The sequence below is a fragment of the Nitratireductor pacificus pht-3B genome, assembly GCF_000300335.1.
GTDB lineage: Bacteria > Pseudomonadota > Alphaproteobacteria > Rhizobiales > Rhizobiaceae > Nitratireductor > Nitratireductor pacificus.
The window spans coordinates 163,191-181,235 of record NZ_AMRM01000007.1; the positions used below are offsets into that span (position 1 = coordinate 163,191).

The following is an 18,045-nucleotide window of genomic DNA, read 5'->3' on the forward strand; positions in this document are numbered from 1 at the left end:
TCACGCGAAAATCGATACCGACTTTTGCCCGATGCGGATTCTGCAGTTACTCGCTGACCACGCCTCCCGGAGTGGCCTCGATGTTGAAGGCGGCGGCAATCAGCGCGCGTGTATAGTCCGTCCGGGGAGCCTCGAAGATCTGCTCAGAGGTCCCCGCCTCGACCACCTTTCCGGAGCGCATGACGATCACCTCGTTGGCCAGCGCGCGCACCACTTTCAGGTCGTGACTGATGAACAGATAGGCCAGATTGTGCTTCTTCTGGAGATCGCGCAGCAGGTCCACCACCTGCGCCTGGACGCTCATGTCGAGCGCCGAGGTGGGTTCGTCGAGCATGACGAAACGCGGCTTCAGCACCATCGCCCGGGCGATCGCGATGCGCTGCCGTTGCCCGCCGGAAAACTCGTGCGGATAGCGGAAGCGCGTCGCGGGATCGAGGTCCACTTCCTTCAGCGACTCGATCACCAGATCGTCGCGTTCCTCCACGGAGAGTCCCGGCTGGTGGATGCGCAGGCCCTCCTGAATGATCTCGGCGATCGACATGCGCGGGCTGAGCGAGCCGTAGGGGTCCTGGAAAACGATCTGCAATGCGTGGCGGTGCGGCCGCATCTCGCGATAGCTGAGCTGGTCGATCTCCTGGCCGGAAAAGCGGATCTCCCCCTGCGAGGCGATCATCCGCGCCAGCGCCAAGCCGAGCGTCGTCTTGCCGGAACCGGATTCGCCGACGACGCCCAGCGTCTGACCGGCGCGCACGGTGAGATCCACCCCGTCGACGCCCTTGACGTAATCGACCGTGCGTCGGAGCAGCCCCTGCTTGATCGGGAACCAGACCTTGATGTCGCGCCCCTCCATCACCGTTTCGGCGGTGAGGTCGGCCTTCGGCGGCTGGCCCTTCGGCTCGGCGGCGATCAGATGGCGGGTATAGGCGTGCTGCGGATTGGCGAAAATCTGTTCCGTCGGGCCGCTTTCGACGATCTTGCCCTCCGTCATCACGCAAACCCGGTCGGCCACCTTGCGGACGATGCCGAGATCATGGGTGATGAACAGCATCGACATGGACTTCGCACGCCTCAACTCGGCGAGCAGTTCGAGGATCTGCGCCTGCACGGTGACGTCCAGCGCCGTGGTCGGCTCGTCGGCGATCAGCAGGTCCGGCTCGTTGGCGAGCGCCATGGCGATCATCACGCGCTGGCGCTGTCCGCCAGACAACTGGTGCGGGAAGGCGCCGAGCCGCTTCTCCGGATCGCGGATGCCCACCTGGTTGAGCAGTTCGAGCGTGCGCTGCCGGGCGGCGTTCTCGCCAAGCCCGCGATGCAGCTTGAGGATCTCGCCCAGTTGCCGCTCGATCGTATGCAGCGGGTTGAGCGAGGTCATCGGCTCCTGGAAGATCATCGCGATCTCGTTGCCGCGCACCTTCCGCAGGGTCGGCTCGTCGGCGGAAAGCAGGTCGACGCCGTTGTAGAGCACCTGGCCGGAGGGATGGCTGGCCGCGGGATAGGGGAGCAGCTTGAGCACGGAAAGCGCGGTGACCGACTTGCCGGAGCCGGATTCGCCGACCAGCGCGACGGTCTCGCCGCGCCCGATGTCGAACGACACATGGTCGACGGCGAGCGTCTCTTCCTTGCCTTGCGTGAAGGAGACGGAAAGGTCGCGGATGGAAAGGAGAGGGCTGTCGCTCATTTGAACGTCTTCCGCGGGTCGAAGGCGTCGCGCACGGCCTCGCCGACGAAGATCAGAAGCGACAGCATGATCGACAGGCTGAGAAAGCCGGTAATGCCGAGCCACGGCGCGTTGAGGTTGCGCTGGCCCTGGCGCAGCAATTCGCCGAGCGAGGGGGAGCCGGGCGGCAGCCCGAAGCCGAGGAAATCGAGCGAGGTGAGCGTGGTGATCGACCCGTTGAGGATGAAGGGCAGGAAGGTCAGCGTTGCCACCATGGCGTTGGGCAGAAGATGGCGGAACATGATCGTGCGGTTGGGCACGCCGAGCGCCCGCGCCGCGCTGACATATTCGAAGTTGCGCGCTCGCAGGAACTCCGCCCTGACGACGCCGACGAAGGCCACCCAGGAGAACAGCAGCATGATGCCGAGCAGGATGAAGAAGCCTGGCGGCAGCACGGCGGCGATGATCAGGATCAGGTAGAGCACCGGAACGGAGGACCAGATTTCGATGAAGCGCTGGAACAGGAGATCGGTCCAGCCGCCGAAATAGCCCTGGATGGCGCCGGCCGAAACGCCGATCAGCGCCGAGGCGGCGGTCAGGATGAGGCCGAACAGGACCGAGATGCGGAAGCCGTAGATGACGCGCGAGAGCACGTCGCGCGCCTGGTCGTCCGTGCCGAGCCAGTTCCAGTTGCCCGGCGTGCAGGCCGGGTCGTCGACGCCGAGCGGATAGCGCTGGCAGCGCTCCTCCTTGCTATAGAGCCAGGACGGCTTTGCCGGCGCGGCCTGCGGGATCTCGTTGTTGACGGTGCGGTAGGAATAGCGGATCGGCGGCCAGATCATCCAGCCATTGGCGGAGATCTCCTCGTTGATGACCGGGTCGCGATAGTCGGTCACGGCCAGGAAGCCGCCGAATTTCTCCTCCGGATAGTCGATCAGCACGGGGAACAGGATCTCCCCCTTGTAGGAGGCAAGCACCGGCTTGTCGTTGGCGAGAAACTCGGCGAACAGCGACAGCACGAACAGGATCAGGAACAGCCACAGCGACCAGTAGCCGCGCCGGTTGGCCCGAAAATTCTGCCAGCGTCGCTGGTTGAGCGGCGACAGCCACGGCCGCGCCGCCCTGCGCCGCACGGCCTCGACCTCGCTCGCCAGCTGGACATCCGACATCAGACGTCCCTCCGGTCGAAATCGATGCGCGGATCGATCAGCGTGTAGGTGATGTCCGAGATGAGGCTGATGATCAGCCCGAGTAGCGAGAAGATGTAGAGATTGGCGAAAACCACCGGATAGTCGCGGTCGATGACCGAGCGGAAGCCGAGCAGGCCGAGCCCGTCCAGCGAGAAGATGCTCTCGATCAGCAGCGAGCCGGTGAAGAAGGACGAGATGAAGGCGCCGGGAAAGCCGGCGATGATGATCAGCATCGCGTTGCGGAAGACGTGACCGTAGAGCACCTGCCGTTCGGAGAGGCCCTTGGCGCGCGCGGTGGTGACGTACTGCTTGCGGATCTCGTCGAGGAAGGAATTCTTCGTCAGCAGCGTCGTGGTGGCGAAGGCGGACAGAACCATGGCCGTCAGCGGCAGTGCCAGGTGCCAGAAGTAATCGAGGATCCGCGCCGGCCAGGACAGGCTCTCCCAGTTGTCGGAGGTGAGGCCGCGCAGCGGGAACCAGTCGAAGAACGAGCCGCCGGCAAACAGCACCATCAGGAGGATGGCGAAGAGGAAGCCCGGAATGGCGTAGGCGATGATGACGACGCCGCTGGTCCAGACATCGAAGGGCGAGCCGTCCTTGACGGCCTTGCGGATGCCGAGCGGGATCGAGATGCCGTAGGAGATCAGCGTGATCCAGATGCCGAGCGAGATCGAGACCGGCATCTTCTCGATGATCAGGTCGATCACCGAGATGTCGCGGAAATAGCTCTCGCCGAAATCGAAGCGCGCATAGTTCCACAGCATCAGGCCGAAGCGCTCGAGCGGCGGCTTGTCGAAGCCGAACTGCTTCTCGAGCGAGGCGATGAACTCGGGATCGAGGCCCTGCGCGCCGCGATATTTCGAGCTGACGCCGCTGCCCTCGACGGACCCGCCGCCGAAACCCTGGTTGCCGGCATCGCCACCGCCGCCGGAAATGCGGGCATCGGCGCCGCCGGCCTGGCCGGTAATCTGCGCAATTACCTGTTCCACGGGACCGCCCGGCGCGAACTGCACCACGATGAAGGAGATGGCCATGATGCCGAGCAGGGTCGGGATCATCAGGAAAAGCCGGCGGAGGATGTATGCGCCCATCAGCCGGCCGCCCTGTTGGTGAATGTGATGACTGGAATTCTGATCACGCGATCCTTACGCCTTGCCAATGGCCTTTGCCTTTTCCGCGTCGTGCCACCACAGCGATTCCACCGGGAAGAAATAGTCCGGCTTGTTGTCGCCATAGCCGAACATGTCCCAGTGGGCGATGCGGTGATTCGCCGAGTGCCAATTTGGAATCCAGTCGCGCCGCGCGCGCAAGACCCTGTCGAGCACCTTCAGCGCGACCGTGAGTTCGTCGCGGGTCCTGGCCTGGCCGGCAATGCCGATCAGGGCATCGATCACCGGGTCGGCTGTTCCGGAAAAATTGTAGGATCCCTCGACGCCGGCGGACCGCGAATGGGAGATCTGGTCCAGCCCGTCGGCGTCTGGCGTCGCCTCCATGCCGATCGCCATGGAGATCATGTCGAAGTCGAAGCCGGTCTGCCGGCTCTGATACTGCGAGGCATCCACCAGACGGATCGATGCGTCGATGCCGATGGCGCGCAGGTTTTCGGTGAAGCTCGCGTCGGTGCGCAGGAAGATCTCGTCCCGCACCAGATATTCGAGCGTGAAGCGCGTGCCCTTCTCGTTGTGCAGGATGCCGTCGCGCGGCGTCCAGCCGGCTTCCATCAGCAGGCGCCTCGCTTCCCGCAGCCTGACGCGGTCGCGGCCGGAACCGTCCGAGACGGGCTGGATGACCGCCTCGCCGAAGGCCGCTTCCGGCGCCTGTCCGCGAAACCGGTCCAGCAGCGCCTGTTCCTCCGGCGAGGGCAGGCCCTCGGCCATGTAGGGCGAGTTCTGAAAGAAGGAATGCGAGCGCGTGTAGACGTCGTAGAACAGGTTGCGGTTGGTCCACTCGAAGTCGAAACAGAGGCTGATCGCCTCGCGCGCACGCGCGTCGCGGAACTGCTCGCGCCGCTGGTTGGGCACGAAGCCGTAGAGTAGCGGGCGCTTCTCCTGGGGAATCTGCGTCTGGACGACGCGCCCTTCGCGGACCGCCGGGAAATCGTAGCCGGTCGTCCAGGTGCGCGCGGTGAACTCCTCGCGCCACAGCGTGTCGCCCTTCTTGAAGGCCTCGAAGCCGGCGTTCCGGTCGCGGTAGAAGTCGATCCGGATGCGGCCGAAATGGTTGAAGCCCTTCATCGGCCCGAGGTCGCGCGCCCAGTAATCCTCGACCCGGTCGTACTCGATGTAGCGGCCGGCGGAAAAGCGTCCCACCTTGTAGGGACCCGATCCCAGGAGGGGCACCAGCCGCGAACTGTCGAAGCCGTTCTCCTCGATGAAGGTTTTCGAGAAGACGGGGTAGCCCGGGTTGCTCGTGACCGTCAGGATGTTGCGCGGCGCCTGGCGGCCGGAAAAGGTCAGCCGCAGGGTATGTTCGTCTTCCGCCACGGCCTCGTTCAGCTCGGTCAGCGGCAGGGCGAGCTGCGGATGTCCCTTCTCCTTGAGCAGCATGTAGGAGAAGGCGGCGTCCTCGGCGGTCAGTGGCGTGCCGTCGTGAAAGCGTGCCTGCGGCCTGAGCCTGAAAGTGAAGCTGTTGCGGTCCTCGGAGAGCGTCACGTGCTCGGCGAGCAGGCCGTAGAGGGCGTCCGGCTCGTCATAGGCGCGCACCATCAGCGTGTCGAAGCAGACCTCCATCCGCGGCGGCGCATCGCCGGTGCGCACGAAGGCGTTGAGCGTGTTGAAGGTCAGCACATTCTGGTTGAAATACCAGTAGCCCGGCTGGAAGTTGAACGTGCCGCCCTTCGGCGCGTCGGGGTTCGCATAGTCGAAATGGCCAAAGCCCTCGGGATATTTCAGGTCGCCGAAAGCCGACAGGCCGTGCAGGGCCTCGCCGGCCGGTACGTTGGCGAGGCTGCCGCCGGGAAACAGCGGCAGGGCGATCGTCGCGCCCGCCGCTGCCAGGAAGTCGCGCCGCGACAGACCGCCCGGAGAGGGCGTGCGGGCCATCAGTTCTGGCTCCGGTACTTGGCGGCCAGGGCCTTCTCACGCTCCGGGTCGATCCACCAGGAATCGAGATCAACGCCGGTATATTCCGGCTGCTTCTCGGGCATCCCGAACTTGTTCCAGTAGGCGATGCGGGCATAGGGCGCATGCCATTGCGGAACCCAGTAGTAGTTCCACAAAAGAACCCGGTCGAGCGCCCGGCTGGCGGCGATCAGCTCCCGGCGGTCGCCGGCATAGATGATATGCTCGACCAGCGCGTCTACGACCGGGTCCTTGACGCCGGCGAGATTGCGCGAGCCGGGGATGTCGGCAGCCTTGGAACTCCAGTATTCGCGCTGTTCGTTGCCCGGGGAGAGCGAGTTGACGAAGATGCTGGCCACCGCGTCATAGTCGAAATTGCGGATGCGGTTCACATATTGCGACGGATCGATGATGCGCAGCGAGGTATCGATGCCGATCTTGCGCAGGGACGCGATGTACGGTCCGGTGGTGATCTCGTCGGTCGGGCTGTTGCCGAGGAATTCCATGCGGAACTGCGCGCCCGTCTGGTCGTTCACCATCCGGCCGCCCTTGATGCTCCAGCCGGCTTCCGCGAACAGCCTGATCGCCTCGCGCAGATAGGTGCGCTCGGCCTGCGGGTTGTCATACACGGGGAGCTTGAACTCCTCGGTGAAGACCTCCGGCGGCAGCTTGTCGCGAAACGCCTCGAGAATCTCCAGCTCGCGCCCTTCGGGAAGGCCGCCGGAAGCCAGCTCGGCCCCTTCGAAGTAGCTGTCGGTCCGCGTGTAGCTGTCATAGAACAGGGTGCGGTTCATGTCCTCGAAGTTGAAGGCGAGCGTCAGCGCTTCGCGCACGCGCCGGTCCTCGAACTGCGGGCGCCTGAGGTTCAGGACGAAACCCTGCATGGGTTCGGCGCCGCCGGTCGGGAATTCGCGCTTGATCACATCGCCCGCCTTGAAGGCCGGGAAATTGTACTCGGTCGCCCAGCGGCGGGCGCGGTTCTCCACGCGGATGTCCTGCAGCCCGCCCTTGGTGAAGGCCAGCCAGGCGGCGTTCTCGTCCTGGATATAGGTGTAGCGCCTGCGGTCGATATTGTAGCGGCCCACATTAACGGGCAGGTCCGCCGCCCAGTAATCCTCGACGCGCTTCCAGACGATTTCCGAACCGGGCTTGAAACTCTCGATCGCGTAGGGCCCGCTGCCCAGCGGCGGTTCCAGCGTCGGCTGGGTAAAGTCGCGCTTCTTGCCGCTGGCATCGGTTCCCTCCCACCAGTGCTTCGGCAGCACGGGCAGGTCGCCCATGATGTGCGGCAGTTCCTTGTTGCCCTTCTGGTCGAAGCGGAACTCCACCTCGCGCTCCGAAAGCGCGACGGCCTCGGTCACGCTGGAGAAGTAGCGTGTGTGCTGCGCGCTGTGCTGCTTCAGCATCGTCATCGACCAGACGACGTCCTCGGCGGTGATCGGTGTGCCGTCGTGCCAGCGGGCATTCGGATTGATGCGATAGGTCGCCGACGAGTTGTCGTCGGGATGCTTGAACGCGTCGGCGATCAGCGGGTGGCTCGTGCTCGGCTCGCTGACGGATTGTTGCATCAGCGTGTCCCAGAGGAAGCCGCCGAAATAGTTCAGCCCTGCGGAGGGCGTTCCGCGCACGATGAAGGGATTGAAGCTGTCGAACGTCCCGAGCGACACGGAGTTCAACGTTCCGCCCTTCGGGGCGTCAGGGTTGACGTAATCGTATCGCTCGAAGGGCGCTCTCTCCGCTTCCGGGTCGATCAGCGAGGTGCTGGTCAGCCATTCGTCCTCGGCGCCTGCTGGAGAGCCTCCGTACAGCAGCAGCGCAATGCATGCCGCCATTGTTGCAGTTGCGCCGATCACCCGCATCGCCAAGCTCCTCGCATCATTCGTGTTCCCCGCCGAAAGGTAGACCATCGCCCGTGCAAGGCAAGTGGCCGCGACGCCTTCCGGCACATTCGCATGGCAACAAAAAAGCCGGGCGAACCCGGCTTTTTCAAGTTTGGCGATATTAAATTTTCGTTACCCGCCCGAAGTGGCGCCCTCGGTTGCCGGTGCTTCACCGGCGGGAGCCTCGCCAGCCGGAGCCGTTTCGGCTGGAGCTGCGTCGGCCGGAGCACCTTCCGCGGGGGCGCCTTCGGCAGGCGCCTCTTCCGCCGGGGCGGCAGCCTCAGCAGCTGGCAGCGCGACGGGCGTCGCGGCGTGCTCGCGCAGGAAGGCGATGAGATTGGCGCGGTCCTCGATCTTCTTCAGGCCGGCAAAGGCCATGGCGGTGCCGGAGACGAAGCCCTTCGGGCTGGTCAGGAAGTGGTCGAGATTGTCGTAGGTCCAGAGCTTGCTACCGCCTTCCGAGAATTCCTTCATGGCAGCCGAATAGCTGAAGCCTTCGTGGCCGGCGATCGGGCGGTCGACGATCTCCCAGAGGTTCGGGCCGACCTTGTTGGCGCCGCCGTCTTCCATGGTGTGGCATGCCTGGCAGCGCTTGAAGATGGCTTCGCCCTTGCTGGCGTCGGCCGAGGCGAGGAGGGGACCGATCGGCTCGGGGCCGGCTTCTTCCGAGGCGTCTCCACCGTCGGCGCCGTCATCGGCAACGGCAATGGCATAGCCGGGGGTTTCCGGCGCAGGCGCGTGGAAAATCGCATCCGACAGGATGCTAACCGAGAAGATGACGAAAACCACGCCAAGCAGCGCGCCGAGGATCTTGTTGAGTTCGAAAGAGTTCATGCGCCCTGAGGCTCCCTGTTCCGGACGCTCGCGGCGGCGTGGAAACCATGGTCTCCCGCGCTCGTGTCCCCCGCGCTCGGCCGATGCCGGTAAAATCGCGCGGAAACTAGGTCTTTTGCTCCGTGCTTGCAACACATATAAGGCACTTCCAAGTGAGACTTTTTGCCACTTTTGCTTTTCCGCAGGTGCTCCGCCTTCATGCCCAGACTGATCATCATTCCCGCCCGCATGGCGTCGACCCGTTTGCCGGGCAAGCCGCTGGCCAGCATAGCCGGGCGGCCCATGATCGTCCACGTCGCCGCCCGCGCGCTCGAAAGCGGGGCCGGCCGTGTCGCGGTGGCCACCGATTCGCCGGACGTGGCCGAGGCCGTGCGCGCCGCGGGCTTCGAGGCCGTCATGACGCGCGAGGACCACCAGTCGGGGTCCGATCGCATCTTCGAGGCGCTCGGCAAGCTCGATCCGGAAGGGCGGGCGGACACCATCATCAACCTTCAGGGCGATCTCCCCACCATCCCGCCATCCGACATCGAAGCGGTTCTCGCACCCCTGTCGGATCCCGCCGTCGATATCGCGACGCTGGGCGTCGAGATCACCCACGAGGCTGAAAAGACCAATCCGAACGTGGTGAAGATCGTCGGTGCGCCGGGCGCAGACCTGCCGGACAGGCTGCGCGCGCTCTATTTCACCCGGGCGACCGCGCCCTGGGGCGAGGGGCCGCTCTATCACCATGTGGGCATTTACGCCTATCGCCGCGCCGCACTTGCCCGTTTCGTCGCGCTGCCGCCCTCGCCGCTGGAGAAGCGCGAGAGCCTGGAGCAGTTGCGGGCGCTCGAGGCGGGGATGCGGATAGACGCGCAGATCGTGGATTCCGTGCCGCTCGGCGTCGACACGCCCGACGACCTGCGGCGCGCCCAAGAGAGACTTGCAGACAGGACGGACCTTTGAAAATGGCAGCCAAGACCAACAAGATCGCATTCCAGGGGGAACCCGGGGCCAACTCCGACACCGCCTGCCGTAACATGTTCCCCGACATGGAGCCGCTGCCCTGCCCGACCTTCGAGGATGCGTTCAACGCGGTCGAGACCGGCAAGGCCGACCTCGCGATGATCCCCATCGAGAACACCATCGCCGGCCGCGTGGCGGACATTCACCACCTGTTGCCGCATTCGAAGCTGCACATTGTCGGCGAGTATTTCCTGCCGATCCATTTTCACCTGATGGTGCTGCCGGGCGTGAAGACGGAGGAGATCAAGACCGTCTACAGCCACATCCACGCCCTTGGCCAGTGCCGGAAAGTCATCCGCAAGCATCGCTGGAAGGGCACGGTGGCCGGCGACACGGCGGGCGCCGCGCGCCTCGTGGCCGAGATGGGCGAGCGTGCGAACGCGGCCATTGCCCCGCGGCTGGCCGCCGACCTCTACGGCCTCGACATCGCGATGGAGAACATCGAGGACACGGACAACAACGTCACGCGCTTCGTGGTGCTGTCGAAGGAGAAGCGCTGGGCGCAGCGCCAGACGCCCGGCCAGACGATGATGACCACGTTCATCTTCCGCGTGCGCAACGTGCCGGCGGCGCTCTACAAGGCGATGGGCGGCTTCGCCACCAATGGCGTCAACATGACCAAGCTGGAGAGCTACCAGCTCGGCGGCAAGTTCTTCTCGACGCTGTTCTATGCCGATATCGAAGGGCATCCGGACGATCGCAATGTCGCACTGGCGCTGGAAGAACTGGGTTTCTTCTCGCGCGAGGTGCGCATTCTGGGCGTCTACGAGGGCCACCCCTTCCGCGCCACGCAGAGCGAGGACGAGGATTAGGAAGACGGCGCCGGCCTGATCCGGAAGCCGCGCTGTCAATGCGCGGCGCATGTCAGATGCGTGCGCTGTCGTCCTGTCCTTTGATGCTTCTGACGATCAAGGATGAGAACGCCTCGCTGGCGACGGCCTCCGCGACCCGCCCGGCGTGCATTTCCCGCGCCATCGCCTCGGCTGCCCCGAGAAGGCCGACGCACAGGAGCCGCAATTCCTTGTCGCTGAGGATGGAGAACGGTCTGAGCGCGCGGTGCATGATCCCGACATATCTGTCGATCATGGTTTGCTGCTGCGCCGCCATCTCCTCGCTCCCCTTGAGCGCTGCGGAAACCGCCTGAGCTTCCGGGCCGAGATGGACATGGCAGTTGAAGTAGCCGTCGCTCATCATGTCGGCCACGGCGGCGAGCCCGTGCGATGCGTTTCCGAGCGCATCCCGAAGCGTTGTGATGAACCTGTCTTCCAGTTGTTGATAAAGCGCCATGAGCAAACCTGCTCGGGTCGAAAAATGATCGTAGGCGACCGGCCTGCTGACCCCGGCTTTCACCGCCAGCGTGCCGAGGGTCAGTTCGTCGGCGCCTTCTTCACGGACAATCTTCATGGCGGCAGCAAGCAATTGCTGGCGGCGTTTGTCCTTCGGCAATTTCACGGGACGTGTCTCCGCTTGATTTCTACATTTTGTAAGTTACATTATGTAGGTATCTTCTTCAAGCCTGAGAGATCCAATGAGCGACGTAACCGTGATCGGCCTCGGCAATATGGGCGGCGCCCTGGCGCGAGCGCTCCTTGCCGGAGGGAAGACCGTCACCGTCTGGAACCGCAGCCCGGCAAAGGCTGCTGCCCTGCAGCAGATGGGGGCCGTGCGGGCGTCTACGGCTGCCGCCGCCGTGGCGGCCAGCCCGTTCGTTGTGATCTGCCTTTCCGGCTATTCGGCAACGCTCGACGTGCTGAGCGAGCAGGGGGTGGACGCGGCGCTGGACGGCCGGCTCGTCGTTCAACTGACCTCCGGCACGCCCCATGAGGCGCGGTCGCTCGATGCGTGGATCTGGTCGCGCGGCGCCGCATATCTTGACGGGTCGATTGCCGCCTGGCCGCGTCACATCGGCGGGCCGCAGGCGGCGATCACCGTTGCCGGGCCGGAGGCTGTGTTTTCCGCGGCAGAGCCGCTTCTGCATATCCTGGCCGGCAGCATCGATCATGTGGGATCGGACATCGGCCACGCTTCGGCGCTTTTCAATGCCGGACTCGCCTACTTTGCCGCTCACTGGATCGGTTTCAGCCACGGCGCGGCTATTTGCGAGGCCGAGGGAATCGAACCGGGCCGGTTCGGTGAGACGATGGCTGGCCTGTCGGAGGTCTTCGCAGAGGACATGCGCCATATGGGGCATGCAATCGCGGAAGGCCGCTTCGGCGATCCGGAGACGACTATCGCGGCGACAGGCGCAGATGTCGCTCGGCTCATCGACCTTTCCGCTGACCTCAAGATCGGTGATGCCTTTCCGGTTTTCGCCGACGGAATGTTCAGGCGCGCGGTGGAAGCGGGATACGGAGCGGAGGAAAACTGCGCGATGGTGAAGGTGCTGCGCAGCGCGTGATCAGCAGGAACAGGCAGGGATTGCAGTGCGCCAGCCCAAGCGGGCTATTCGCTGAACGCCCAGTCGCGGATGAGGATGTTGGCGATCGCCCCTCCCGGCGGCACGCGATAGCCCTGCGGATGCCGGTCCTCCAGCATCAGTCGCACCTCGGCGCGCGTGAACCAGCGGCATTCCTCCAGTTCGTTTTCGTCCACGACGATGGCGCTGCTCTTTGCCTCCGCGTAGCAGCCGATCATCAGCGTATAGGGAAACGGCCAGGGCTGGCTCGCATGATAGGCGACCTGGCCGATGGAAACGCTCGATTCCTCGAGGATTTCCCGCCGCACCGCCGCCTCGATGGTCTCGCCCGGTTCGACGAAGCCGGCGAGGCAGGACACCGCGCCGGGCGCGAAATGCGGTCCGCGGCCGAGCAGGCATTCCTCATCCCGCAGCGCCAGCATGATCACGACAGGGTCCGTGCGTGGAAAATGCTCGCGCCCGCAGGCGCGGCAGACCCGCTTGTAGCCGCCGGCGCGCATCTCGCTCTCGCCGCCGCAGCGTCCGCAGAAGCGGTGGTTCTGATGCCAGGCGACCAGGGCCGCGCCCTGCGCCAGCGCGCCGAGCGCCGCGCGGTCGATCAGGCCCTGAACGTAGACGGAGCGGTAGTCGATGGCCTTGATGCCTTCCGGCAGCGCCTCCGGGTCGATGCCCGAGGGGATCGCCAGCACCGGCGTCTCGCCCTCGTGGCCGAGCAGCACCGCTTCGCCGAGCCGGGCGCCGAGCGTTTCGGCCTCCGCCCGGGAGAAATAGGGGTCGAAGGCGTTCCCACCCGCGACGCGCAGGCAGAGCCGGCCTTCGCCGAGGACCATCAGCCGCGCCTCGGGGCTTTCGAGCGCCCGCGCGGCGGCCGCGTCGTCGCGGGTTTCGGCCTGCCGGTCGATGCGGTTACCGGAGAAGGCGACCCGCAGGCTGGCCTCGTCGCGGGGCTGGTCAAGAAGAAACGCGGTCATGGGATGAGGGGATTCCGGTGCCGGGCGGCGGTCATAGCTTGCCGCGAATCGTTTCGGCAAGCTGGTGCAGCGCGTCGCGCCGGTAGGGTTCGCGCAGGCCGTACCCCCAGACCGGCCCCGGCCAGCCGGCATCGCCCTCGTTGCGCGCCACCACATGGATGTGGAGCTGCCGGACCACATTGCCGAGCGCCGCGCAGTTGATCTTCGTGCAGCCGGTGATGTCCTTCAGCGCCTGCGAGACCATGTTGGTCTCGAAGCTGACCATCGCCTGGTCGAGCGGGGTCAGGTCGTGCACTTCCTCCGCGCCCGGCCGCTGCGGGATGAGCAGCAGCCAGGGCCAGCGCCGGTCGTCGCGGATGCGCAGCTCGCACAGGCCGAGCCACATCACGTGCAGGCTCTCGGCTTCCAGCCGCGGGTCGAGCTCGAATCCTGGCTTGTCGCCCGGCAGCATGGCGTCCCTCATGGTCTTTCCATGAAAGCTAGATGGCCGCGACCGCCCCTGCAAGCGATTGATTGCGCCGGGCGGGGAAAGCGCGTCTCCTCCCTTGCAATTGCCGTCAGGATTGCCGATATGGGGACCGGGAGGTTGGTGGTGGACGCGCCACTCGCCAACCGGGTCAGGTCCGGAAGGAAGCAGCCCTAACGAGCCAGGCACGGGTCGCCGTGCCAGCCTCCCACCTTAATTCTCGGTCCGCCTCTTTCCCGCCTTGTCCGGATTCCAGCCTTGTCGTCCACTTTGTCCATTGACGCAGAACCGGCTCCAAGGGGAGACTGGCCGCATCAGGACGATCGAGGGAGTGCGACGACCCAATGACCGACGCCGGCAGCAAAGCGAGCGACAAGGCCGGCGGCGCCTACCGGGTTCTGGCGCGCAAATACCGTCCCAGCGATTTCTCGACCCTGATCGGCCAGGAGCCGATGGTCCGCACCCTGACCAACGCCTTCGCGGCGGGCCGCATCGCCCAGGCCTGGATGCTGACCGGGGTACGCGGGGTCGGCAAGACCACGACGGCACGCATTCTTGCCCGCGCGCTGAACTACAAGACCGACGCGATCGACCAGCCGACGGTGGACCTGTCGCAGGAGGGCGAGCACTGCCGCGCCATCCTGGAAGGCCGCCATGTCGATGTGATCGAGATGGACGCCGCCTCCCACACCGGCATCGACGACATCCGCGAGATCATCGAGCAGGTGCGCTACGCCCCGGTCTCGGCGCGCTACAAGGTCTACATCATCGACGAGGTCCACATGCTCTCCAACCAGGCCTTCAACGGCCTGTTGAAGACGCTCGAGGAACCGCCGGCGCATGTGAAGTTCATCTTCGCCACGACGGAAATCCGCAAGGTCCCGATCACCATCCTGTCGCGCTGCCAGCGTTTCGACCTGCGCCGCATCGACGCCTCGGTGATCAAGGCCGACCTGGCGCGCATCGGCGGGCTTGAGGGGGTCGAGGCCGAGGACGACGCGCTGGCCATGATCGCCCGCGCCGCCGAAGGCTCGATGCGCGATGCGCAGTCGATCTTCGACCAGGCGATCGCCCACTCGTCGGGCCGGGTCACGGCCGGCACCGTTCGCGACATGCTCGGCCTCGCCGACCGGACGCGCGTCATCGACCTGTTCGAGCACCTGATGAAGGGCGACGTGGCCGCCGCGCTCGCCGAATACCGCGCGCAGTACGATGTCGGCGCCGACCCGGCGACCGTGCTCAACGACCTGGCCGAGTTCAATCATCTGGTAACGCGTCTGCGCTTCGTACCGGAGGCCGGCGAGGACGCCGCCCTCTCCGAGGACGAGCGCGTGCGCGGACTGGAATTCTCGAAGGCGCTGTCCGTGCGGGTTCTGTCGCGCGCCTGGCAGATGCTCCTGAAGGGCATCCAGGAAGTGCAGTCGTCGGGCCGGCCTGTCGCTGCCGGCGAGATGGTGCTGATCCGCATCGCCCACGCCGCCAATCTGCCGACGCTCGACGAGGCGCTGAAGACGCTCGAGGAGCGCCCGACCGGCGCCGGCAACGGGCACGCGCCCGTGCAGGCGCCTTCGGCTCCCGCAGGCAATGGCGGCGGCGCGGCGATGGCCGTCGGCGCGCAGCGCATGCCGGTTTCCGGCGGCGGTCAGACCATGCGGCTCGTGCAGCCGGCCTTCGCCGAGGATCCGGCGCCCGCGCCGGCCCCGCCCGTCGCGCAGGAGCAGCCGGCCGACGCGGTGCCGCTCGCCTCGCTGCAGGACATCGCCGACCTGGCCGACGCCAACCGCGACATGGCCTTCAAGGTGCTGTTCCGGCGCTATGTGCGGCTGGTACAGATCGAGCTTGGGCGGCTCGCGGTCAATCTGGCCGACGGCGCGCCGAAGACGCTGCTCGGCGACCTGACCAACCGGCTGAAGGACTGGACCGGCCGCCGCTGGATCGTTTCCGTATCGGGCGAGGCGGGCAGTCCGACCCTCTCGGAGGAAGAGGAAGGCCGCCGCGAAAGCGTCATGGCCGACGCCAAGGCCGATCCCGCCGTCGCGGCGATCCTGCAGAGATTCCCCGGCGCGCGCATCATCGACGTGCGCATTCCCGACGCCGCGGCGGAAGACACCGAACCGGTTGCCGATCTGGAACCGGACGAAGACGACGATTTCTGAGAAGATTGGAGACCACCATGCGCGATCTCATGGGCCTGATGGGCAAGGCGAAGGAAATGCAGGCCAAGTTCCAGGCCATGCAGGAGGAAATCGCCCAGATGGAGGCCGAGGGCCAGGCGGGCGGCGGCGCCGTCAAGGTGCTTCTGTCCGGCAAGTTCGAGATGCGGAAGCTCGCCATCGATCCCTCGCTGTTCAAGGAGGACGATGTGGAGATCCTCGAGGACCTGATCCTCGCCGCTCACAACGACGCTAAGGCCAAGGTCGAGGCGATCATGCAGCAGAAGACGCAGGAAATGACCGCCGGCCTGCCGATCCCGCCCGGCATGAAGCTGCCGTTCTGAAGGAAGCGAATAGAGAGTAGCGAATAGCGAACAGGGAGATTGGCGGCGACACGGCGAATCACCGACTATCCGCTATCCGCTATCCGCTATCCGCTATCCGCTATCCGCTATCCGCTATCCGCTCATATGGCAGTCATGTCGAAATCCATCGCCGGCCCTGAAATCGAACGCCTGATCCAGCTCCTGGCCCGTGTGCCGGGGCTTGGGCCGCGCTCCGCGCGCCGGGCGGCGCTGCACCTGATCAAGAAGAAAGAGCAGCTTTTCGCGCCGCTCTCCGCTGCCATGGCCGAGGCGCTCGACCGGGTGCGCGTCTGCTCGACCTGCGGCAATGTCGATACGAGCGATCCCTGCACCATCTGCACCGACCCGCGCCGCGAGGACGGCACGATCATCGTCGTCGAGGACGTCGCCGATCTGTGGGCGCTGGAGCGCGCCGCCGCGATGAACGCGCGCTATCATGTGCTCGGCGGCACGCTTTCGCCGCTCGACGGCGTCGGGCCGGACGACCTGAACATCAAGGGCCTCGTCGAACGCGTCGCCGCCGGCGGGGTTTCCGAGCTCATCCTCGCGGTCAACGCGACGGTCGAGGGACAGACGACGGCGCACTACATCACCGACCAGGTGTCCGACCTCGGCATCAAGGTGACCCGGCTTGCCCATGGCGTTCCGGTGGGCGGTGAACTGGACTATCTCGATGAAGGAACATTGTCGGCGGCGCTGAAATCGCGGACCACCTTCTGACGCAGCTGCCTGGCGCGGCATCGCCGTGTCCCCGAGGGAGATACGCCTTGATGACGATGCAACTTTTCCGGGTGGCTCTTGTCCTCGTCCTGACGGTCCTTGCCGGCGCCACCGCCGCGCAATCGGTAGACCGGCAGTTCCGGACCTGGCTGGCGAACGACCTGTGGCCCGAGGCGCAGCGGCGCGGCATATCGCAGGCGACGTTCAACGCCGCCTTCACGGGCGTGTCGCCCAATCTGAAGCTGCCCGACCTGGTCCTGCCCAGCGAGGCGAGGCCGCGCGGCTCCGTCCAGCACCAGGCGGAATTCCGCGCGCCGGCGGCTTATTTCAAGCATGTCGGCGGGGTCGTGTCCGGCGGCCGCGCGCGCCTGCAGAGGCTTCAGCCGGCGCTGGCCGCCATCGAGCAGCGCTACGGCGTGCCGCGCGGCATCCTGCTGGCGATCTGGGGGCGCGAGTCGGGCTTCGGCGGTGCCAAGATTCCCCATGACGCGTTCGAGGTCCTCGGCACCAAGGCCTTCCTTGCCACGCGCAAGGCGATGTTCCGCGAGGAGGTGCTCGCGGCGTTGGAGGTGGTCGAGAAGCGCGGCGTTGCCGCGCGCGCCATGCGGTCCTCATGGGCCGGCGCCATGGGGCAGCCCCAGTTCATGCCCACCTCCTACCTGAAATACGCGGTGGACGGCGACGGCGACGGTCGCGCCGACATCTGGGGCTCGGAGGCCGACACGCTGGCCTCCATCGCCAATTACCTGGCGCAGCACGGCTGGGTGAAAGGCCGCGACTGGGGCTTCGAGGTGACCGTGCCCGACAGCGTGTCCTGCACGCTCGAAGGCCCGGACCGGGGCCGGCGGATCGCCGACTGGCAGGCGCTGGGCGTTCGCCGCGTCGGCGGCAAGGCCTTTCCCGCCCATGAGCTGCGCGGCGAGGGGTTCCTGATGATGCCGGCCGGCCGCTTCGGCCCGGCCTTCATCGTCACGCCCAATTTCTACCGGCTCAAGGACTACAACGAGAGCGATCTCTATGCGCTGTTCGTCGGCCATGCGGGCGACCGCATCATGTACGGCAATGCCGAGTTTGCCGGCGCCTGGCGACCGGTTTCCGGCTTCAACCGCGCTGATGTGGCAGCCTTGCAGCGCGGTCTCGAACGGCTCGGGCACGATGTCGGGGGCGCGGACGGCCTTGCTGGCTTCAAGACCCGCCGCTCCATCGGCGCCTGGCAGGAAAAGAACGGTGGACAGGCGCGCTGCTTTCCAGAAATTGACACAATGCGCAACCTTAAGTAGCAGTCTTCATGAAGCGGGGGCTTGGATCGCGCATCGGCGCGACGATTCT

The 18,045-nt window shown here is 65.8% G+C and carries 16 protein-coding genes and 1 other RNA gene; 8 read left to right on the plus strand and 9 right to left on the minus strand.

Annotated elements, in window-relative coordinates; genetic code table 11:
• Positions 1–46: 46 nt before the first annotated feature.
• From NA2_RS08360 to NA2_RS08385, 6 genes are all read right to left on the minus strand, one after another.
• Positions 47–1,678, minus strand: a complete 1,632-nt coding sequence (locus tag NA2_RS08360; RefSeq protein ID WP_008596157.1) for an ABC transporter ATP-binding protein — start codon at positions 1,676–1,678, stop codon at positions 47–49.
• Positions 1,675–2,826, minus strand: coding sequence for an ABC transporter permease (locus tag NA2_RS08365; RefSeq protein WP_008596158.1), 1,152 nt, complete (start codon positions 2,824–2,826; stop codon positions 1,675–1,677). The genes NA2_RS08360 and NA2_RS08365 overlap by 4 nt, the downstream gene beginning before the upstream one ends.
• Entirely contained in the window at positions 2,826–3,938 is a 1,113-nt protein-coding gene (locus NA2_RS08370; RefSeq protein WP_008596160.1) for a microcin C ABC transporter permease YejB, read from the minus strand. The genes NA2_RS08365 and NA2_RS08370 overlap by 1 nt, the downstream gene beginning before the upstream one ends.
• Positions 3,939–3,992: 54 nt before the next feature.
• Entirely contained in the window at positions 3,993–5,888 is a 1,896-nt protein-coding gene (locus NA2_RS08375; protein ID WP_008596161.1) for an extracellular solute-binding protein, read from the minus strand.
• The gene (locus tag NA2_RS08380; protein WP_008596162.1) at positions 5,888–7,765 is read right to left on the minus strand and encodes an extracellular solute-binding protein; all 1,878 of its coding nucleotides are present in this window, start codon (positions 7,763–7,765) and stop codon (positions 5,888–5,890) included. Before NA2_RS08380 ends, NA2_RS08375 begins: the two co-directional genes overlap by 1 nt.
• Positions 7,766–7,918: 153 nt before the next feature.
• On the minus strand, positions 7,919–8,620 hold the full coding sequence (locus NA2_RS08385; RefSeq protein WP_008596164.1) for a c-type cytochrome: 702 nt from the start codon (positions 8,618–8,620) through the stop codon (positions 7,919–7,921).
• Positions 8,621–8,818: 198 nt separating this feature from the next.
• Here NA2_RS08385 and NA2_RS08390 point away from each other — a divergent pair, with 198 nt between their 5' ends.
• Positions 8,819–9,565 carry a 3-deoxy-manno-octulosonate cytidylyltransferase gene (locus NA2_RS08390; RefSeq protein WP_040677203.1) on the plus strand — a complete coding sequence of 249 codons (747 nt, stop codon included), beginning with the start codon at positions 8,819–8,821 and terminating at the stop codon, positions 9,563–9,565.
• Positions 9,566–9,567: 2 nt separating this feature from the next.
• Positions 9,568–10,437: a prephenate dehydratase gene (locus tag NA2_RS08395; protein WP_008596167.1), complete on the plus strand. Its 870-nt coding sequence runs from the start codon at positions 9,568–9,570 to the stop codon at positions 10,435–10,437.
• A 52-nt stretch (positions 10,438–10,489) separates the two neighbouring features.
• On the opposite strand, the gene NA2_RS08400 is transcribed toward NA2_RS08395, so the two are convergent.
• The gene (locus tag NA2_RS08400; protein ID WP_157188165.1) at positions 10,490–11,077 is read right to left on the minus strand and encodes a TetR/AcrR family transcriptional regulator; all 588 of its coding nucleotides are present in this window, start codon (positions 11,075–11,077) and stop codon (positions 10,490–10,492) included.
• A gap of 76 nt (positions 11,078–11,153) precedes the next feature.
• On the opposite strand from NA2_RS08400, the gene NA2_RS08405 reads away from it, so the two are divergent.
• Entirely contained in the window at positions 11,154–12,023 is an 870-nt protein-coding gene (locus NA2_RS08405; RefSeq protein ID WP_008596170.1) for an NAD(P)-dependent oxidoreductase, read from the plus strand.
• A gap of 44 nt (positions 12,024–12,067) precedes the next feature.
• Here NA2_RS08405 and nudC read toward each other — a convergent pair whose 3' ends face one another.
• Both nudC and NA2_RS08415 read right to left on the minus strand, forming a co-directional pair.
• Positions 12,068–13,012, minus strand: coding sequence for an NAD(+) diphosphatase (gene nudC / locus NA2_RS08410; protein WP_008596172.1), 945 nt, complete (start codon positions 13,010–13,012; stop codon positions 12,068–12,070).
• 31 nt (positions 13,013–13,043) lie between these two features.
• Complete coding sequence (locus tag NA2_RS08415; protein WP_040677264.1) at positions 13,044–13,463, minus strand: HIT family protein; 420 nt, start codon at positions 13,461–13,463, stop codon at positions 13,044–13,046.
• 130 nt (positions 13,464–13,593) lie between these two features.
• On the opposite strand from NA2_RS08415, the gene ffs reads away from it, so the two are divergent.
• From ffs to NA2_RS08435, 5 genes are all read left to right on the plus strand, one after another.
• Positions 13,594–13,690: signal recognition particle sRNA small type (gene ffs, locus NA2_RS21490), an RNA gene on the plus strand.
• 132 nt (positions 13,691–13,822) lie between these two features.
• Positions 13,823–15,634, plus strand: a complete 1,812-nt coding sequence (locus tag NA2_RS08420) for a DNA polymerase III subunit gamma/tau (protein WP_008596174.1) — start codon at positions 13,823–13,825, stop codon at positions 15,632–15,634.
• A gap of 17 nt (positions 15,635–15,651) precedes the next feature.
• Positions 15,652–15,975: a YbaB/EbfC family nucleoid-associated protein gene (locus NA2_RS08425; protein WP_008596176.1), complete on the plus strand. Its 324-nt coding sequence runs from the start codon at positions 15,652–15,654 to the stop codon at positions 15,973–15,975.
• A 135-nt stretch (positions 15,976–16,110) separates the two neighbouring features.
• Positions 16,111–16,716: a recombination mediator RecR gene (gene recR, locus NA2_RS08430; protein WP_008596177.1), complete on the plus strand. Its 606-nt coding sequence runs from the start codon at positions 16,111–16,113 to the stop codon at positions 16,714–16,716.
• Between the two features lie 56 nt (positions 16,717–16,772).
• Entirely contained in the window at positions 16,773–17,996 is a 1,224-nt protein-coding gene (locus NA2_RS08435; protein ID WP_157188172.1) for a lytic murein transglycosylase, read from the plus strand.
• The last annotated feature ends 49 nt before the right edge of the window (positions 17,997–18,045 follow it).

Bases quoted from the DNA above. Each gene is read 5' to 3' on its own strand.
- NA2_RS08360 (WP_008596157.1), bottom strand. From the start codon at position 1,678: ATGAGCGACAGCCCTCTCCTTTCCATCCGCGACCTTTCCGTCTCCTTC.
- NA2_RS08365 (WP_008596158.1), bottom strand. From the start codon at position 2,826: ATGTCGGATGTCCAGCTGGCGAGCGAGGTCGAGGCCGTGCGGCGCAGG.
- NA2_RS08370 (WP_008596160.1), bottom strand. From the start codon at position 3,938: ATGGGCGCATACATCCTCCGCCGGCTTTTCCTGATGATCCCGACCCTG.
- NA2_RS08375 (WP_008596161.1), bottom strand. From the start codon at position 5,888: ATGGCCCGCACGCCCTCTCCGGGCGGTCTGTCGCGGCGCGACTTCCTG.
- NA2_RS08380 (WP_008596162.1), bottom strand. From the start codon at position 7,765: ATGCGGGTGATCGGCGCAACTGCAACAATGGCGGCATGCATTGCGCTG.
- NA2_RS08385 (WP_008596164.1), bottom strand. From the start codon at position 8,620: ATGAACTCTTTCGAACTCAACAAGATCCTCGGCGCGCTGCTTGGCGTG.
- NA2_RS08390 (WP_040677203.1), top strand. From the start codon at position 8,819: ATGCCCAGACTGATCATCATTCCCGCCCGCATGGCGTCGACCCGTTTG.
- NA2_RS08395 (WP_008596167.1), top strand. From the start codon at position 9,568: ATGGCAGCCAAGACCAACAAGATCGCATTCCAGGGGGAACCCGGGGCC.
- NA2_RS08405 (WP_008596170.1), top strand. From the start codon at position 11,154: ATGAGCGACGTAACCGTGATCGGCCTCGGCAATATGGGCGGCGCCCTG.
- nudC (WP_008596172.1), bottom strand. From the start codon at position 13,012: ATGACCGCGTTTCTTCTTGACCAGCCCCGCGACGAGGCCAGCCTGCGG.
- NA2_RS08415 (WP_040677264.1), bottom strand. From the start codon at position 13,463: ATGCTGCCGGGCGACAAGCCAGGATTCGAGCTCGACCCGCGGCTGGAA.
- NA2_RS08420 (WP_008596174.1), top strand. From the start codon at position 13,823: ATGACCGACGCCGGCAGCAAAGCGAGCGACAAGGCCGGCGGCGCCTAC.
- NA2_RS08425 (WP_008596176.1), top strand. From the start codon at position 15,652: ATGCGCGATCTCATGGGCCTGATGGGCAAGGCGAAGGAAATGCAGGCC.
- recR (WP_008596177.1), top strand. From the start codon at position 16,111: ATGTCGAAATCCATCGCCGGCCCTGAAATCGAACGCCTGATCCAGCTC.
- NA2_RS08435 (WP_157188172.1), top strand. From the start codon at position 16,773: ATGCAACTTTTCCGGGTGGCTCTTGTCCTCGTCCTGACGGTCCTTGCC.